This is a genomic window from Mesorhizobium yinganensis (assembly GCF_040081985.1).
Lineage (GTDB): Bacteria > Pseudomonadota > Alphaproteobacteria > Rhizobiales > Rhizobiaceae > Kumtagia > Kumtagia yinganensis.
On the sequence record NZ_JBEBMH010000002.1, the window covers coordinates 550,663 to 566,865 of the forward strand.

At 64.4% G+C, this 16,203-nt stretch carries 12 protein-coding genes; 3 read left to right on the top strand and 9 right to left on the bottom strand.

From position 1 onward, the window contains the following. Window positions 1-162 precede the first annotated feature (162 nt). Both ABMA59_RS06330 and ABMA59_RS06335 read right to left on the bottom strand, forming a co-directional pair. Window positions 163-318, bottom strand: a complete 156-nt coding sequence (locus ABMA59_RS06330) for a hypothetical protein (RefSeq protein ID WP_349004460.1) — start codon at window positions 316-318, stop codon at window positions 163-165. Window positions 319-429: 111 nt separating this feature from the next. Beyond that, window positions 430-2,421 (bottom strand): hypothetical protein, encoded by a 1,992-nt coding sequence (locus tag ABMA59_RS06335; protein ID WP_349004461.1) that lies wholly within the window; start codon window positions 2,419-2,421, stop codon window positions 430-432. 314 nt (window positions 2,422-2,735) lie between these two features. On the opposite strand from ABMA59_RS06335, the gene ABMA59_RS06340 reads away from it, so the two are divergent. Beyond that, window positions 2,736-3,659 (top strand): calcium-binding protein, encoded by a 924-nt coding sequence (locus ABMA59_RS06340; protein WP_349004462.1) that lies wholly within the window; start codon window positions 2,736-2,738, stop codon window positions 3,657-3,659. Between the two features lie 299 nt (window positions 3,660-3,958). Here ABMA59_RS06340 and ABMA59_RS06345 read toward each other — a convergent pair whose 3' ends face one another. Next, a complete protein-coding gene (locus ABMA59_RS06345; RefSeq protein WP_349004463.1) occupies window positions 3,959-5,389 on the bottom strand; it encodes an FAD-binding oxidoreductase in 1,431 nt (476 codons plus the stop codon). A 15-nt stretch (window positions 5,390-5,404) separates the two neighbouring features. Continuing rightward, window positions 5,405-6,370 carry an L-threonylcarbamoyladenylate synthase gene (locus ABMA59_RS06350; protein WP_349004464.1) on the bottom strand — a complete coding sequence of 322 codons (966 nt, stop codon included), beginning with the start codon at window positions 6,368-6,370 and terminating at the stop codon, window positions 5,405-5,407. A gap of 152 nt (window positions 6,371-6,522) precedes the next feature. Between ABMA59_RS06350 and ABMA59_RS06355 the strand changes: the two genes are divergently transcribed. Beyond that, on the top strand, window positions 6,523-7,086 hold the full coding sequence (locus ABMA59_RS06355; RefSeq protein ID WP_349004465.1) for a hypothetical protein: 564 nt from the start codon (window positions 6,523-6,525) through the stop codon (window positions 7,084-7,086). Window positions 7,087-7,186: 100 nt separating this feature from the next. Here ABMA59_RS06355 and ABMA59_RS06360 read toward each other — a convergent pair whose 3' ends face one another. From ABMA59_RS06360 to ABMA59_RS06380, 5 genes are all read right to left on the bottom strand, one after another. Then, window positions 7,187-9,697 (bottom strand): glycine--tRNA ligase subunit beta, encoded by a 2,511-nt coding sequence (locus tag ABMA59_RS06360; RefSeq protein ID WP_349004466.1) that lies wholly within the window; start codon window positions 9,695-9,697, stop codon window positions 7,187-7,189. A gap of 40 nt (window positions 9,698-9,737) precedes the next feature. Beyond that, entirely contained in the window at window positions 9,738-10,688 is a 951-nt protein-coding gene (locus ABMA59_RS06365; protein ID WP_349004467.1) for a glycine--tRNA ligase subunit alpha, read from the bottom strand. A gap of 93 nt (window positions 10,689-10,781) precedes the next feature. Further along, window positions 10,782-11,171, bottom strand: coding sequence for a cupredoxin domain-containing protein (locus ABMA59_RS06370; protein WP_425475873.1), 390 nt, complete (start codon window positions 11,169-11,171; stop codon window positions 10,782-10,784). 255 nt (window positions 11,172-11,426) lie between these two features. Next, a complete protein-coding gene (locus tag ABMA59_RS06375; protein WP_349004469.1) occupies window positions 11,427-13,208 on the bottom strand; it encodes a tetratricopeptide repeat protein in 1,782 nt (593 codons plus the stop codon). A 137-nt stretch (window positions 13,209-13,345) separates the two neighbouring features. Then, window positions 13,346-14,359 carry a polyprenyl synthetase family protein gene (locus tag ABMA59_RS06380; protein WP_349004470.1) on the bottom strand — a complete coding sequence of 338 codons (1,014 nt, stop codon included), beginning with the start codon at window positions 14,357-14,359 and terminating at the stop codon, window positions 13,346-13,348. Window positions 14,360-14,547: 188 nt separating this feature from the next. On the opposite strand from ABMA59_RS06380, the gene ABMA59_RS06385 reads away from it, so the two are divergent. Continuing rightward, window positions 14,548-16,188 (top strand): alpha/beta hydrolase, encoded by a 1,641-nt coding sequence (locus ABMA59_RS06385; protein ID WP_349004471.1) that lies wholly within the window; start codon window positions 14,548-14,550, stop codon window positions 16,186-16,188. Window positions 16,189-16,203: the final 15 nt, after the last annotated feature.

Consider the following 16,203-nt stretch of genomic DNA (forward strand, 5'->3'; position numbering starts at 1 on the left):
TCCGGTCGATACATGCCTGCGGGTGAAGAATCGCTTCGCATGGATAGAGAAAGGGCCACAAGTCCAAAACCAAACCGCCCCCGGCTATTGTCCTGTCCCCGGCGTTCAGATGCGGAGCAAACTCGATATTGGAGGGGGTTAGGACTTTCAGTGGGGACTCCGTTACATACAGGCCCTCCGGCCAACCAGGCCGTAGCCGTAGTCATCCTCGCTGCCGTGGTGGGATGTATCGAGGTAGAACGGCGTCTCCGGCCTGTCGAACCGGTCGCTGAAGGCCGGCCAGTCCAAATAATCTATGACGACACGGGCGAGTTGCATGTGACCCTCTTCGAGCCGACGCTCGCCAAACCCATCATCCCGCGAACCGCGCCTAGCGGATGCTTCTGAGAGTCTACCCGCCACCGACCAGAGATTTTCCGCTTCACCCGTTCATTCCGGCAGGCCCGCCTTTCGAAACCCATCGACAAAATGCTCTCCCACGGCGGCATCACGCAGGGGCTGCGAACTTGTCCAATGGCCGATCGTGAAATGCGGGTGGGACACCAGGAACATCTCCGCCTCCCGCGCGGCCTCGTCGAGCTGGCCGAGTTGCGCCAGGCTCGCGGCAAGAAATTTGCGCGAGTTGGTGCGGTAGGTCTCTTCGAGGCGCAGCGTGGCGGCCGCGGCCTCGTAGTCGCGGGCGGCGTATTGGGCCTGGCCGAGGTGGCATAGATACCAGCAGGCGGGATACGGGTTCAGCCGCAGCGCCTTTTCGATCTGCTCCCGGCTCTCCGAAATCCGGCCGCTGAGTACCGACATGTCCGACAAGGCGGCCCAGGTGTCGGCGTGGTTCGGGTCGATCTCCAGCGCTCTCGCGAAGGCGGCATCCGAATCCGGCCAGCGCCTTTCATAGGCCAGAATGGTGCCGAGGAAGTAAAAACTGCCGGCGTCGTTGGGGTCCAGCGCGACGGCCCTTTCCGCCAACTCCACCGCCAGCGCCCGGTTCGGGTCCTCCGGCTCGCCGAAATGCGTCCAGGCCAGCCAGCGGTTGTAGGCAAGCAAAGCGTGCGCCTCGGCATAGGACGGATCGAGGTCTACCGCCCTCTTGAGCAGAAGATAGGCCTCGCGCGCCGTCTGCGGCGACTCCTCGGTGAGCACGCGGGCGCGCACGCAAAGGTCGTGGGCGTCGAGGTTTTGCGGCCTCTTGCGTGGTGCCGGCGCGGTCAGCCGGCCGACGAGGGCCTCGACGATCCTGGCCGTCACCTCGTCCTGGACCGCGAAAATATCCTCGAGGGTGCGGTCGAAGCGCTCCGCCCACAAATGCTCGCCGGCCGCCGCGTTGATGAGCTGGGCGTTGATGCGCACGCGGCCGGCGGCGCGGCGCGCGCTGCCCTCCAGCAGGTACTGGACGCCAAGCTCCTGCGAGACCTGGCGCGCGTCGACGGCCCTGCCCTTGTAGGCAAAGACCGAATTGCGGGCGATGACGAACAGGCCGGCATTCCGCGACAGGTCGGTGATCAGGTCCTCGGTCAATCCGTCGGCGAAGGATTCGTGCTCAGGGTCGTCGCTCATGCTGAGGAAAGGCAGGACGGCGATCGAGGGTTTGACCGGCAGCGGCAAAGGAACGGCGGGCGCGGCCGCAGCGGCCGGGGCGGCCGAGCGAGGTGTCGGCGCAGCGGCCGGACGGGCTCGGGCAGACTGCCATGCCGCGCGCAAGGGCGCGAAGTCGAGACCCTCGGCTTCGAACAGTCTCGCGGTCGCCGACAGGTGCTCTTCCGCTTCACGGATGCGGTTTTCGGCAGCCAGCGCCTTCAGCAGGGCCTCGTGAGGGAGCGGATCGAAGGGGGTTAGCTGCAGCCACCGGTCGAGATAGATTTTCGCCTCCTCGTCAGGGAGGCGTTTTGTGAGATGTTCCAGAAGGCCGGCATGGAGATCGCGAAAACGGCGCCGCTGCGCGACGAGCCAGCCCTCGAAGGCCGGGCTGCGGTCGATCTCCAGGCCCGCCAGAAAATCGCCGGCGATCAGGTCGGCCAGTGCCTTCAGCTTCTCCGGAGAACAAGCGTCGAAACCACGCTGTGCCGCGGCGGCGACGGCGGCCGCGTCCACGAAGCAATCGGACAGATCGAGACGCACCGCATCGCCTTGCGCCTGGACCCGGCGCCGGCCTTGCCCGTCGACCAGGCCCCTGATCTTGCTCAGGCACCAGCGCAGCTCGCCGCGCGGATCATTTGGAAGGTCCCACAATAGGTCGCAGAGCTGACTGCGCGTCGCGGGATGCGGCGACAGGGCGAGATAGGCAAGCAGCGCACGCGCCTTGCGGGACGCCGGCAATGCCTGAGTGATGCCGTCCTGGCGGATAACCAGCGGGCCGAAAAAACGTATCTCAAGCGACAGACCCGTTTCGTCCGGGCGTAGCCCGTTCGATTCAATGGGTTTTTCCACGCTCTCTCCCACGCTCTCTTCCACGGCTCGCCTTTAGACCACTGACTGAAGGAACGGCGCCGTTTGCGCCAAACCCGCAATCCGCCTCGGAACGCGAAGGCGGCACCATAACATCTGGATAAGCTGCGCGTCCTCCCAACGCGCGGCTCGGTAGAGGAGTCGGATGGCTTCGTTGCGAGGTCATGCCCCAAAGGTTGGAAGGCACCACGCACACACGAGCAACTTCGACCCTCGCAGTCGGCCGGCACAAAACCTCAGGGCGAATGCCGGCTTCTATCTGCAACCTTCAACACAAACAACATCAGGATACTACCATGACGACTTACACCATTGATGAAAACCAGAATACGATCAGTGCCGGCAACGGCACCGATATCTTCCAGGGCACCGCTGGCGGCAATGACAGCCTGCGCGGCAATGGCGGCAGCGACCTGTTCATGATCGAGACCGGCCAGACCGGCCTGATCGATGGTGGCGCGGGTTATGACCTGGTCCACCTGCAGGGCGCCGGCTACAACGTGCTCGACGAAGGGCTGACCCTTGTCGGCGTCGACGAAATGATCGTGGACTCGACCAACCTCACGGCCAGCATCGCGCAGCTCAAGGACGTCACCCATTTCGGCGTGAACAACGAGAACGACAGCTTCTACTTCTTCCTGCAGGGCGCGGGCGGAACACTCGACTTCTCGAAGAGCTTCACCGAGCCGCTGCAGTTGAACATCGAAGCCACGATGGCGACGTCGCGCGTCGTGCTTACCGGCAATGACGGCAAGAACGAGATGATCGGCTCCGACTTCAACGACTGGATGCACGGCCGCGGCGGCAACGACACCATGTATGGCGGCGCCGGCAGCGACGTCATCAATGCCGGGCTCGGCCGCGACACGATGTATGGCGACGACGGCAAGGACGCCTTCGTGTTCGACACAGCCGTGGCATCGACCAATGTCGACCACCTCGGCGACTTCCGCCCGCAGGACGACTCGATCCGCCTCGACGACTCCGTCTTCCAGTGGACCGGCCAGGCGCTCGGCACGATCAAGCAGAGCGAGTTCAAGGTGATCGGCAACGGCCAGGCCATCGATGCCGACGACCACATCCTCTACAACCAGAACACCGGCGCCATCTACTACGACGCGGACGGCGCCGGCGGCAAATCCGCCCAGTTGTTTGCGATCGCCGACAATTTCTCCGGCGACGTTCCGATCCTGACCTACCAGGATTTTATCATCATCTGAGCGGATCGCTCGAAAGGGCGGCGCGACCCCGTCCCGCGCCGCCTTTCCGACGAAGCGGAACGGCCATGCAATCCCGTGCATGGCCGTTCCGTTATGTTCATACAGGAACCGCTCGCATGACCCGGCGTTGAGGCGCAAAGGAGATTTTCGCCATGCGCTCCATGCCGCCCCGGCCGTTTCCAGACCCGGATCCGGCTCCCGATCCGATGCCATCACCCGTTCCGCCGACCGGGCCTATTCCCGTACCGCCAGTGCGGTAGGATGGCCGGCCGCCCATCCGAATGATGGCGCGCCAGGCTTCAGATCACCTTGCCCGGGTTCATGATGCCGGCGGGATCGAAGACCGCCTTGATCCGCCGCATCAGATCGAGGCCGACCGGCGGGGCGGTGGCGGCGAGTTCGTCGCGCTTCAACTGGCCGATGCCGTGTTCGGCCGAGATCGAGCCGTTGAGGTCGCGGACGATGTCGTGCACCGCCTTGTTCATTGGCCGATAGAGCGCGAGGTACGCCGCTGGGTCGGCGCCCACCGGCTGGGACACATTGTAGTGAAGATTGCCGTCGCCCATGTGGCCGAAGCAGACGACGCGGGCTCCCGCGCAGACATGCTCGACGGCGACGGCGGCGCGCTCGATAAATACGGGCACAGAGGCGACCGGTATGGAGATGTCGTGCTTGATCGAGCCGCCCTCGGGTTTCTGCGAATCGGAAATGTCCTCCCGCAGTTTCCAGAAGGCATTCTGCTGGGCGAGGCTTTCGGCGATGACCGCGTCGCCGACAAGCCCAGCCTCCAGCCCCTCGCCGAGGATCTCCTCCATGGTGGCGCGGGCATCCTCGGCCGAGCGGCCCGACGAGATCTCCGTCAGCACCAGCCACGGCCAGTCGCCGGCAAGCGGCGCCTGCGAGCCCGGCAGATGTTTGAGCACGAATTCGATCGGCCGTTTGCCGATCAGCTCGAAGGCGGTGAGCCCGGCGCCGGCACGGTCGAGCGCACGGCTGAACAGGTCGAGCGCCGCCCGCGGCGAGGCAAGCCCGGCAATCGCCACCTCGCGGCCGCGGGGTTTCGGAAAGAGTTTCAGCACGGCGGCGGTGATGACGCCGAGCGTACCTTCGGCGCCGACGAAAAGATTCTTCAGGTCGTAGCCGGTGTTGTCCTTCTTCAGTTTGCGCAGATCGTCGAAAACCTCGCCGGTGGGCAGCACGATTTCGACGCCGAGGCAGAGTTCGCGCGCATTACCGTAGGCCAGCACCGCCGTACCGCCGGCATTGGTCGATAAAGTGCCGCCGATCTCGCAGGAGCCCTGCGAAGCAAGCGACAGCGGGAACAGCCGCTCGGCATTTTCGGCCGCGTCGTGCAGCGACTGCAGGATGACGCCGGCCTCGGCGGTGATGGTGTTGGACAGCGTATCGATCTCGCGGATGCGGTTCAGCCGCGACAGCGACAGCACGAGCTGGCGACCGCTGCGATCCGGCATACCGCCGCCGACCAAGCCGGTGTTGCCGCCTTGCGGGACGATCGCGGTGCCGGTCTCTGTGGCGAGTTTCAGGACGCGGCTGACCTCCTCGACGCTGCCGGGGCGCAGCACCAGCGGCGAGATGCCGGGATAAAGTCCGCGCCGCTCGGTGACATAGGTTTCAATGTCAACTTCGGCGCGCAGCACATGATGCTCGCCGACGATGGCGGCGAAACGGTCGAGCAAAGCGGCGAAAGCGGCATCGTCTGCGGCAGGCATCGTGTCAGTCCCCGTTCATGTCATGGCGTCGCGCGGCGCAGCAGCCCGCCTCAAACGGTCGTTGATCGCCTCGCCGAGCCCGTCGAAGGGAATGGGCTCGACGGCGATGGTGGCGACACTTGAACGGTCTAGGTGCTTGAGGAAGGAGAAGAGATTTGCGGCAGCCTCGCGCAGATCGCCGCCTTCGGAGAGGTTTTGCACTGCGGCCGCATTCCCGGCGCCCGACGCCCGAACGGGGCCGAAAGCGAGCAGCGCCTCTCCGTCATAGACCTCCCGCGCATCGAGGCGCACCGCCGCGCCAGGGGCATAGTGGGATGTCATCATGCCGGGCGCCTCGATCGGCGCGTCGCCAGCGCGCTCGACCGTGACACCGGCGGCTTGTTCGATCTCTTCCGCCGTGACGCCACCCGGCCGCAGCAGGCGCAGCTTTCCGCCGTCGACTTTGAGGATCGTCGATTCAACGCCCACCGGCGTCGGCCCGCCATCGACCACGAGGCGAATGCGGTCGCCCAGATCTTCCGCGACGGCGGCCGCCGTGGTGGCGCTGACGCGGCCGGAACGGTTGGCGCTCGGAGCGGCCAGCGGGCGGCCGAGAGCTTCGATCAGGCCGGAGGCAAAACCGCGCGGCATGCGTAGCGCGATGGTATCCAGTCCTGCAGTCACCAGAGGATGGATGCCGAACGCTTCGCGCAACGGCAGGACAAGTGTCAGCGGTCCCGGCCAGAATTTTTCCGCCAGCCGTGCCGATAGCGGATCGAAGAGGGCGAAGTTTTCCGCCATCGCCATCGACGCGACATGGGCGATCAGCGGGTTGAAGCGCGGCCGGCCCTTTGCCTCGAAGATGCGCGCCACCGCCTGGCCGCTGGTGGCGTCGCCGGCAAGCCCGTAGACCGTCTCGGTCGGGATGGCCACCACCTCGCCGGCGGCAAGCAGCGCCAGCGCGGCGTCCAGCGCCTGGTCCGCCGGTTTCACCTCAGCCACCAAATGTTAACCCTTTCGCCAAATTAGCCTCATCAATCATGGCTTTGACCGCTTCATGAGCTTTTGTTCAACCGGTCGATGTCATTACACGAGCATTCAGGCATCGACTTCGACCGGCATAAAGTCAATCGAAGGATTTCCGGGGACCGGCCTTGCGGCTGAAAATAACAACACTGGCGTTTCTGACGGCGACAAGCGGCGCGGCCGATGCCTCGTCCTTCGCCTTTGTCGCGCCGCCCTCGGCCGGCCAGTCCCCCTCGATCACCGAAATCGGACTGCCGAGGCCGACTTCACCGAGGCAGCCGGACGTGGCGGCGGCGCAACCCGACAGCAAGGGCGCTGCACTGGCGCCGCTCACCGACCCGCTTCCTCAGGCGCCCGCCGCGCCGACAAAATTCCTGGCCATCAGCCCCTCCGTCGTGGCCGTCGAAAACGCCATGCCGCCGGTGACCTCCGAAAAGGTCGCGGCGATCGGCCGTCCGCACCTGGCCCCCCAGCCAAAGCCGCTGGTGATCCGCGGCGGCATCGCCGGCGATGCCTTCACCCAGCGCGCCGAACCGGTGGTCGTGCCGCAGGCCGCGGCGAACGACGGCAAGGCCGACACGCCGCGCCAGAACAAGCGCGAGAACCGCAGAAAACGGGAAGCGCCGCAGCAGCCGACGCCAGCAGCGCCGGCCCCGGCGAAGTCGACGCGGCAATTCGCGGTGCCGGGGTGACGGGAGTAGGCAGTAGGCAGTAGGCAGTAGGAAAAGATACTGGCGCTGCGCGCAGCCTTCTATGGGCTTCTCTACTGCCGACTGCCCATTGCCGACTGCCTCATCCTGCAATTTTCGAAAAATCCGCGACCTGTCCCGTCGCGGCGCGGATGCGGCCGAGCAGCGCCAGGCGATTGGCGCGCACGGCCACATCCTCGTCGTTTACGAGAACCCCTTCGAAGAATGAATCAACGGGTTCACGCAACGCGCTAAGGGCACGCATGGCGGCGGAAAAGTCTTCGTTCTGAATCGCTTCGCCGGCTTCCTTCTCAGCCTGATTCATCGCCGAAAACAGGGTTTTCTCGGCATCTTCGCGCAACAGGGCGGGCTCGACGGCGGCGGCAATCGCCGTGCCCTTCTTCTCCTCGGCGGCAAGGATGTTGGCGGCGCGTTTCGTGCCGGCCAGGAGGTTCTTGCCGTCCTCGGTGTCGAGGAAGGTGCCAAGCGCTTCGACCCGGCGGACGATGGTGAGGAGGTCGTCGGATTCCGGCGTGATTACGGCATCGATGAGATCATGCCGCGCGCCCTTGTCACGGAGATAGACTTTCAGGCGGTCGTGGAAGAAGGAGAGGAGGTCGGTAGATGCCAATGTTTCCCACTCGGCTATGTTTTCCGCGGCAATCGGAGCATCGCGAAGAGCCTTTACAGCCGCGGGCGACGATGTCTCCGCCGTCGCAAAGCGATCTTTGAGCGCGACATCTCCTACTTGGCGAATGGTCTGCAATTTTCTCTCAACCAAGTTAGATTGGGCATCGTGTCGAGCGGCCATTACTAGCCGCCCACTGCGTATTAGTGGAACCAACAGGCCTATCCGCACCCCATTCTCCACCACGATCCTAATCACTCCCAGCGCCGCGCGGCGCAACGCGTAGGGGTCCTTCGATCCCGTGGGCTTCTCGTCGATGGCCCAGAAGCCGACGAGCGTATCGACCTTTTCGGCCAGCGCGACGGCGATCGACATCGGGTCGGCCGGCACATGATCGGACGGGCCTTGCGGCTTGTAGTGATCCTCTATCGCGGCCGCGACGGACAGGTCTTCACCCTGAAGCGTCGCATACTTGCGGCCCATCGCGCCTTGCAGTTCCGGAAACTCGCCGACCACCTCGGTCTGCAAATCCGCCTTGGCGAGCAGCGCGGAGCGGCGGGCGAGTGCTGCATCCGCGCCGACGACCGGCGCCAGTTCCTCCGCCAGCCGTGCAATGCGCTCGACGCGCTCGCCCTGCGTGCCCAGCTTCGCATGGAACGTCACGCCGAGATGGTCGAGGCGGGCCATGCGCTGGTCGAGCGGCAGGAGTTTTCCGCTGGCATCGCGCTTCAAGCCGAATTTCTCGGCCGAAGCTTCCAGCCGGTCGAGATCGGGCAGGTCGGCCTGGTCGGTCTTCCAGAAATACAGCGCGTCCGAAAGCCGCGCGCGGACGACCTTGCCGTTGCCGTGAGCGATCTCGCGGCCGCCGTCCTTGGCTTCGATGTTGGCGGTGAGGATGAAGTGGTTGGCGAGTGCGTCCTTCGAGGCTCGCTCCGCTCGCACCTCAGGATGAGGACCGTCGTGTCTGTCCGCCTCACCCTGAGAGGAATGGTGCTGACCTTCGCCATTGTTTTCAGCCGCATGGAGCCGACCGTCCTCATCCTGAGGTGCGAGCGGAGCGAGCCTCGAAGGACGCACCACAAAACACTTCTGGTTCGCCCTAATCGTCAGCCGGATCACTTCCGCCGGAATGTCGAGGAAAGCCTCCTCGAATTCGCCGATCAGCACGACCGGCCACTCGACCAGCCCGGAAACCTCCTCCAGCAGGCCCTCGTCCTCGACCAGGTCGAGGCCGTTGGCGAAGGCGAGGTTTTTGGCGTCGGCGAGGATGATCTCCTTGCGCCGCCCGGCGTCGATGATCACCTTGGCAGCTTCCAGCTTGGCGACATAGTCGTCGAAGCGGCGAACGGTGATGGCGCCGGGCGCATGGAAGCGGTGGCCGTAGGTGGTGTTGCCGGAGCGGATGCCGTCGATTTCGAAGTCGACCACGACGGGTTCCTCCGTCTCAGGTCCGAAGGTGCAGACGATCGACTGCAAAGGCCGCACCCAGCGCAGCGCCTCGCCGCCGCGCCCTTCGGTCTTGCCGTAACGCTTGCCCTTTGGGCCGGAGGCAGGGCCCCAGCGCATGGATTTCGGCCACGGGAACGTCCTGATCACCTCGGGCACGAGCCCGGCAATGATCTCTTCCGCCGCCCTGCCCGGCTTGACGATGCGGGCGACATAAAAATCGCCCTTTTTCGGGTCGGTCTGGATCTCGGCTTGTGAGATGTCGGTGAGACCCGCGGAGCGCAGAAAGCCCTGCACGGCCTGCTCGGGCGACTTGGTGCTCGGCCCTTTGCGTTCCTCGCCCACGTCTTTGGAGCGAGCGGTCAGGCCGCGCACGTCCAGCGTCAGCCGGCGCGGCGTCCAGTATTCCTGGCAGCCCTCATAGGTCAGGCCGGCCTCGACCAGACCGTCCGTGATCATCTTGCGCAGATCGCCCGCCGCCTTGCGCTGCATGCGGGCGGGGATTTCCTCGGAGCGGAGTTCAAGCAGAAGGTCGGGCATGGGAGTCTCGAACGGTAGAGGAGCAGGCGGGGCGAGCGGATCAGGCAGCGGCGGCGAAACCGCCGGCTTCAGTCAGCAGAAACGCCTCGCCGCAGGCTTTCGCCAGGTTGCGCACGCGCAGGATATAGCTCTGGCGCTCGGTGACGGAGATCACACCGCGCGCGTCGAGCAGGTTGAAGACATGGCTGGCCTTGATCGCCTGGTCGTAGGCGGGGAGGACCATCTTGTGGAGCGCGCCGTTGTCGCCGGCGCGCGGCGCACCGGCTTTCAGCAGCGCCTGGCACTCGGCCTCGGCGAATTTGAACTGCTCGAACAGCATGGCGGTGTTGGCATGTTCGAAATTGTGGCGCGAATATTCCTGTTCGGCCTGCAAAAAGACCTCGCCATAGGTGACCTTCTCGTCACCCTCGCGACCGTTGAAGTTCAAATCGTAGACGTTGTCGACGCCCTGAACGTACATGGCCAGCCGCTCCAGCCCGTAGGTTAGTTCACCCGACACAGGCGCGCATTCGATGCCGCAGACCTGCTGGAAATAGGTGAATTGCGAGACCTCCATGCCGTCGCACCAGCATTCCCAGCCGAGGCCCCAAGCGCCGAGCGTCGGGCTCTCCCAGTCGTCCTCGACGAAACGGATGTCATGCAGCAGCGGATCGACGCCGATAGCCTCCAGCGAGCCGAGATAAAGCTCCTGGAGGTTCGGCGGGTTGGGCTTCAGGATGACCTGGTACTGGTAATAATGCTGGAGCCGGTTGGGGTTCTCGCCGTAGCGGCCGTCCTTCGGTCGGCGCGACGGCTGCACATAGGCGGCGTTCCAGCGGTTGGGACCCAGCGCCCGCAACGTCGTCGCAGGATGGAAGGTACCCGCGCCGACCTCCATGTCGTAGGGCTGCAGCACCACGCAGCCATAGGCCGCCCAGTAATTGTGGAGCGTCAGGATCAGGCCCTGGAACGAGCGTCGGGGATCGAACTGGGCGGGCTGGGTGGCGGACATGGGTGCTCCCTATAAGAAGTCCGTGCGCGAGCACGGACTTCCGCTATCCAACCAGCGTCCGGGCGTCAAGCGAAGCCACCCGGCAAAGCTCCTTCATTGCGTGACGGTAAGGGTCGAGGCCATGCCGGCCTCGTAATGGCTCTTGAGGTTGCAGAAGATGAGATAGGTGCCGGGTTTCAGGGTCACCTTCAACTCGCCGGATTCGCCGGGATTGAGGTCGGAAACCTCGCCGAGGCTCTTCAGCTTGGCTTCGTCGACGCGGTGTTTCGAGGCGTTGACCAGCACCTTCTGGTCGGACGACTTGAGCCGCACGACCACCATCTCGTGCTCTTCGCCGACAGCATCGTTCTTTACTTCGAATGTGACCGGTCCGGCCTTGACGGTCGCCGGCTCCAGTTTCAGGCTCATGGCGCCGCCGCCCTCGCCTGACTCGGTGACCTTGATCGTCGAGGCCGCCCACAACGGGTTGACGGCGGCGCTCATGGCCAGGATCGATGCCACAGCACCGACACGCACAAGTCTCTTCATATGATCGACCTTTCCAGCGGTTTCGATAGGGAAGGCCGCGTGCAAGCCAACCTCCCGACGCTCGAGTCGCATGGCCGGCTGACGGGAAGCTGAACGCATTATCGGAAAAGGAAGTCGATCGGGGTCCACCTCGCGGCGGACCGGACTTTCACCGATCGCGACCTTTCATCGTGCCGCCGGCACGATGAATTCGCTGCGCGAAGCGGTCGCTCACCCCTTCTTGTCGGGATCGACCGCGGGAGGCGTGGGCGGGGCCGGGGCTTCGAGCGCGGTTTTGCCTTCAAGCGGCGGCAGACCTTCCTTCAGTTTCTTCTGGACGCCCAGAAGAATGTCCGGATCGGGCTTCAGGTCGCGGGCGTGGCTCCACTGGAAGGTGGCCTCCAGCTTGCGGCCGACGCGCCAGTAGGCATCGCCAAGATGGTCGTTGAGCACCGGGTCGTCGGGCTTCAGGGAAACCGCGCGCTCCAGTTCGACCACAGCCTCGTCGAAGCGGTTAAGGCGGAAATAGGCCCAGCCGAGCGAGTCGACGATGTAGCCGTCGCTGGGCTTCAGATCGACCGCCTTGCGGATCAGGTCGAGACCCTCATTGAGGTTGATGTTCATGTCGACCCAGGAATAGCCGAGATAGTTCATCACCTGCGGCTGGTCGGGGAACAGTTCCAACGCCTTGCGGAAATTCGGCTCGGCCTTGGGCCACTGCTTCAGCCGCTCATAGGCGATGCCGCGCTGGTAAAAGACGTTCCAATTGGCGCTGGTCGGCTCCTTCAGCCGCGCCACGGCGCGATCGTAGTTCTCCGCGGCCGATTTGTAATCCTCCTTGGAGGCGTAGACGCCACCCAGCGCCAGATAGGCGCGCATGTCGTCGGGATCGGCGTCGACCAGCTTCTTCAGATGGGCGATGGCTTCGTCGTGTTTCTTGAGATCGGCAAGGTTGAGGCCGAGTTGCAATTCCGCGGCGCGCTTCAGTGGCGAGGACGCCGGAATCTTCTTGTAGAGCGAGATCGCTTCCTCGGAATCCTCCTGCTGCTCGGCGACCGACGCAAGCTGCAGCAAGACAGCGTCGCTGTCGGGGCGCAGAACAAGGGCCAGTTGCAGGTAGAGTTTTACGAAGGGCTCGCCGCCGCCGCGGTTCAGCGCGCCGCCGAGATCGAGCAGGACCTCGCTGGCGCCGTCGGCGGGCGTGTCGATCATCCGCGGAATCTTTTCGCCCTTCTCGATCTTGTCGCGCAGCGACACCAACGGCAGGCGACCGGTGGCGAATTCCCCGGCCTTGTCCAAAATCGCCAGCGCCTTCTGCTTATCGCCCTGGCGGGCCAGGAAGCGGGCATAGGCTTCCGCCGCGCGCAACCAGGTCTCGGGCGCGGCACTGCCGGCCGCGACATTGTCGATCGTCGACTGATAGGCATCGGTTGCCTGGTCGTTCAGGCCGGCGTTTTCGGCAATCAGGGCGCGGTGATAGGAGGCGAAAAGCTGGAACCATTCCGGGCCGTTCAGTGCCTGCAAGTCGGTAATCGCTCCGGCGCCGTGCTTCTGGCCGGCCTTCGTCCAAGCCGACATCAGGCCGGTGATCAGACGGTCAAGATCGGATTCCTGCACCAGTTTTAGCCAGATGCCGGCTTCACGGTATTGCTTCTTGCGAATGGCATCGACAGCCAGGGTAACGCGCGAAAAACGCTCGACGTCCGGCACGGTCTTCAGCTTCTCGGCAAGCGGCAGCGCTTCGTCGAAATGACCGGTCGAAACCAGAACCAACATGAGGCTCTGCTGAAGCTGCTGGTTGTCGGGATCGAAATCCAACGCGCGCCGGTAATAGTCGATGGCGCTGTCCATGTCGTTGTCGACCTCGGCGACACGCGCCGCGAGATAGGCTCCGGTGAACGAACCGATGGCGACAGGTTGCGACGAGGTTCGATTGGCCAATGCCGGCGGGCCGACAAGGATGGCAGCGGTGAGCGCCGAGACGCTTGCCAGCCAGACGAGACGTTTCCGCATTGCAGTCCTTTCAGGCACAGACGCGCCACTCGGGATGAATCATCGACGGCTTAAGCCGAGAAGCATGGCCTTTTTGCGATGCCGGTTCAATCCACCGGGAAGGTCAACGATTCTCGCGTTACCGTGAACGGCCGCGATCAGACCACGCGACTTATGCAGAAATCGATAACGTCGAGCAATGCCGCTTTCTGCGGGGTCGCGTCGAGCGGGGCCAGCGCATCGCGGGCGATGCCGCCGAAGTGACGGGCGCGGCCGATCGTGTCGGTGATCGCGCCGTGGCGCGTCATCAGCGCCAGAGCCTTCCGCAGCGCCGCGTCGTCGGCGACATTGTCCTCGATCGCCTGCTTCCAGAAGGCGCGCTCGGCCGCGGTTCCCCGGCGGTAGCAGAGGATAACCGGCAACGTGACCTTGCCCTCGCGGAAATCGTCGCCGACATTCTTGCCGAGTTTTTTGGAATCGCCGCCGTAATCGAGCGCGTCGTCGATCAATTGGAAGGCGAGACCGAGATTCATGCCGTAGGAGCGCAGCGCCGCGCGGTCGGTGCGGGAGGCGCCAGCGACGACGGGACCAACTTCGGCCGCGGCGGAAAACAGCGCGGCGGTCTTGGCCTTGATCACCGAGAAATACTCGTCCTCGGTGGTCTCGAGGTTCTTGGCCGCGGAAAGCTGCATCACCTCGCCCTCGGCGATGATCGAAGCGGCGGTCGACAGGATGTCGAGGGCGTCGAGCGAGCCGACATCGACCATCATGCGAAAAGCCTGGCCGAGCAGGAAATCGCCGACCAGTACGCTGGCCTGGTTGCCCCAGATCATGCGCGCCGTTTTCTTGCCGCGCCTCAGATCGCTTTCGTCGACCACGTCGTCATGCAGCAGCGTAGCCGTGTGCATGAACTCGACACTGGTGGCGAGTTTTACGTGAGCGTCGCCCGAATAACCGAACATCTGGGCGGCGGCGAGCGTCACCATCGGCCGAAGCCGCTTGCCACCCGACGAGATCAGATGATTGGCGATCTCGGGGATCATCTCGACGTCCGACCCGGCCTTGGACAGGATCAGCTTGTTTACCTCGGCCATGTCCGAGGCCGTCAGATCGATCAATCCCTTGATCGAGGCTTCGCGCTTTCCGTCTTCCAGGTTGAGTACGACACCCAATACAAGCACTCCCGTCACCGGTTGGCCGCGCCCAACAGCCTTTAGTCCCGCGCACGATTTAGTGCGGCACGTGGGGCGAACTCAAGAGGCGAATTGGCGCGGGCATCGGCGGGGAGTTGGATGTGCACGGCTTCCGCGCCGCGATCCCTGCGGTAAGATGCGCCGATTCCGGCGGAAGGGGGGGCCTGATGGTGCGATACTGGACGGTCAGGTTCGGAAAGTCCTTTTCTGCGCTCGGCCTGCTTCTCGGCACGCTGTTCTTCGCGGCGTCGCTGACGCCCAGTCTCATCCCGCGATCCTTCCTGCTGCAGGGCGTGCTTTCCGGATGCTCGCTCGCTGCCGGCTATGGCATCGGCGTCTTCGTGCGATGGCTCTGGTCCTGGCTGGAACTGCCGAAGCCGGGCGGGAGGGTCGACCTTGCCCTCAAGGTCGGCGCGGCCATCGTCTTTGCCGTCGTGGCCGCGCGGTTTCTGTGGAAAGCCGCGGAATGGCAGAATTCCATCCGCTCACTGATGGGCATGGAACCCGTCGACACGGCGCATCCCTTCGAAGTCGGACTCATCGCACTGCTGGTGTTCTTCGTCTTCATAGGCATCGCCCGGCTGTTCAACCTTCTGTTCAACCTCCTCTCCCGGCGTATCGGCGGTTTCGCCTCACGGCCGGTCGCCAACATCGTAGGCGCGGTGATCGCCGTGACGCTGTTCTGGTCGGTCATCGACGGCGTGTTGCTGCGGGCCGGGCTGCGCGTCGCCGACTCCTCGTTCCGGACCATAGACGAACTTGTCGAGGACGCGAGCGCCAGGCCCACCGATCCCAACAAGACCGGCAGCGAAGCCTCGCTGATCGGCTGGGAAGGAATTGGTCGAGCCGGCCGCGAGTTCGTCGCGCAGGGCCCGAACAAAGACGCGATCCAGGCATTTCTCGGCCGCGACGCCGTCGAACCGATCCGTGTCTATGCCGGCCTGAATTCGGCGGACAGCCCGGAAGAACGGGCAAAACTCGCTTTGGAGGAGTTGAAGCGCGTCGGCGGGTTCGACCGCTCCATCCTGATCATCATCACGCCGACGGGAACCGGATGGGTCGACCCGCCCGCCATGAACACGGTCGAATACCTGCATGGTGGCGACGTGGCGAGCGTGGCCATCCAGTATTCGTACCTGGCGAGTTGGCTGTCGCTACTGGTCGAGCCCGACTACGGCAACGAGGCGGCGCGCGCGCTGTTCACGGAGGTCTACGGCTATTGGACGACACTGCCCAAGGACAAGCGGCCGCGCCTCTACCTGTTCGGACTCAGCCTCGGCGCGCTGAATTCGCAGCGCTCGGCCGACCTGTTCGACGTGCTGGGCGACCCGCTGCAGGGGGCGCTGTGGAGCGGGCCGCCCTTCCCCAGCAGCATGTGGAATTCGGTCACGCGGCGGCGCGAACCTGGTTCACCGGCCTGGCTGCCGCGCTTCGGCAACGGTTCGGTCATTCGCTTCACCGCGCAGAAGGACGCGCTCGATATTCCGGGCGCTGAATGGGGACCGATGCGGATCGTCTACCTGCAATATGCGAGCGACGCGATCACCTTCTTCGAACCCGCCTCAGCCTATCGCGAGCCGGCCTGGATGGTTGGGCAGCGCGGGCCGGACGTGTCGCCGGAACTACGCTGGTATCCGCTGGTAACCTTTTTCCAATTGCTGCTCGACGTGATGACCGCGACGACGACGCCGATGGGTTACGGGCACGTCTATGCTCCGCAGCATTACATCGACGCCTGGGTCGAGGTGACGGGCGTCCGCTGGACGCCGGAGGAGATTGGACGCCTGAAGCGGCATTTCGAGCAATAGGCGGGGCCGAGAGTT

Excerpts from the sequence above, each read along its gene's own strand:
- ABMA59_RS06330 (WP_349004460.1), bottom strand. The coding sequence starts at position 318 with ATGCAACTCGCCCGTGTCGTCATAGATTATTTGGACTGGCCGGCCTTC.
- ABMA59_RS06340 (WP_349004462.1), top strand. The coding sequence starts at position 2,736 with ATGACGACTTACACCATTGATGAAAACCAGAATACGATCAGTGCCGGC.
- ABMA59_RS06345 (WP_349004463.1), bottom strand. The coding sequence starts at position 5,389 with ATGCCTGCCGCAGACGATGCCGCTTTCGCCGCTTTGCTCGACCGTTTC.
- ABMA59_RS06360 (WP_349004466.1), bottom strand. The coding sequence starts at position 9,697 with ATGCCCGACCTTCTGCTTGAACTCCGCTCCGAGGAAATCCCCGCCCGC.
- ABMA59_RS06365 (WP_349004467.1), bottom strand. The coding sequence starts at position 10,688 with ATGTCCGCCACCCAGCCCGCCCAGTTCGATCCCCGACGCTCGTTCCAG.
- ABMA59_RS06370 (WP_425475873.1), bottom strand. The coding sequence starts at position 11,171 with ATGAGCGCCGCCGTCAACCCGTTGTGGGCGGCCTCGACGATCAAGGTC.
- ABMA59_RS06375 (WP_349004469.1), bottom strand. The coding sequence starts at position 13,208 with ATGCGGAAACGTCTCGTCTGGCTGGCAAGCGTCTCGGCGCTCACCGCT.
- ABMA59_RS06385 (WP_349004471.1), top strand. The coding sequence starts at position 14,548 with ATGGTGCGATACTGGACGGTCAGGTTCGGAAAGTCCTTTTCTGCGCTC.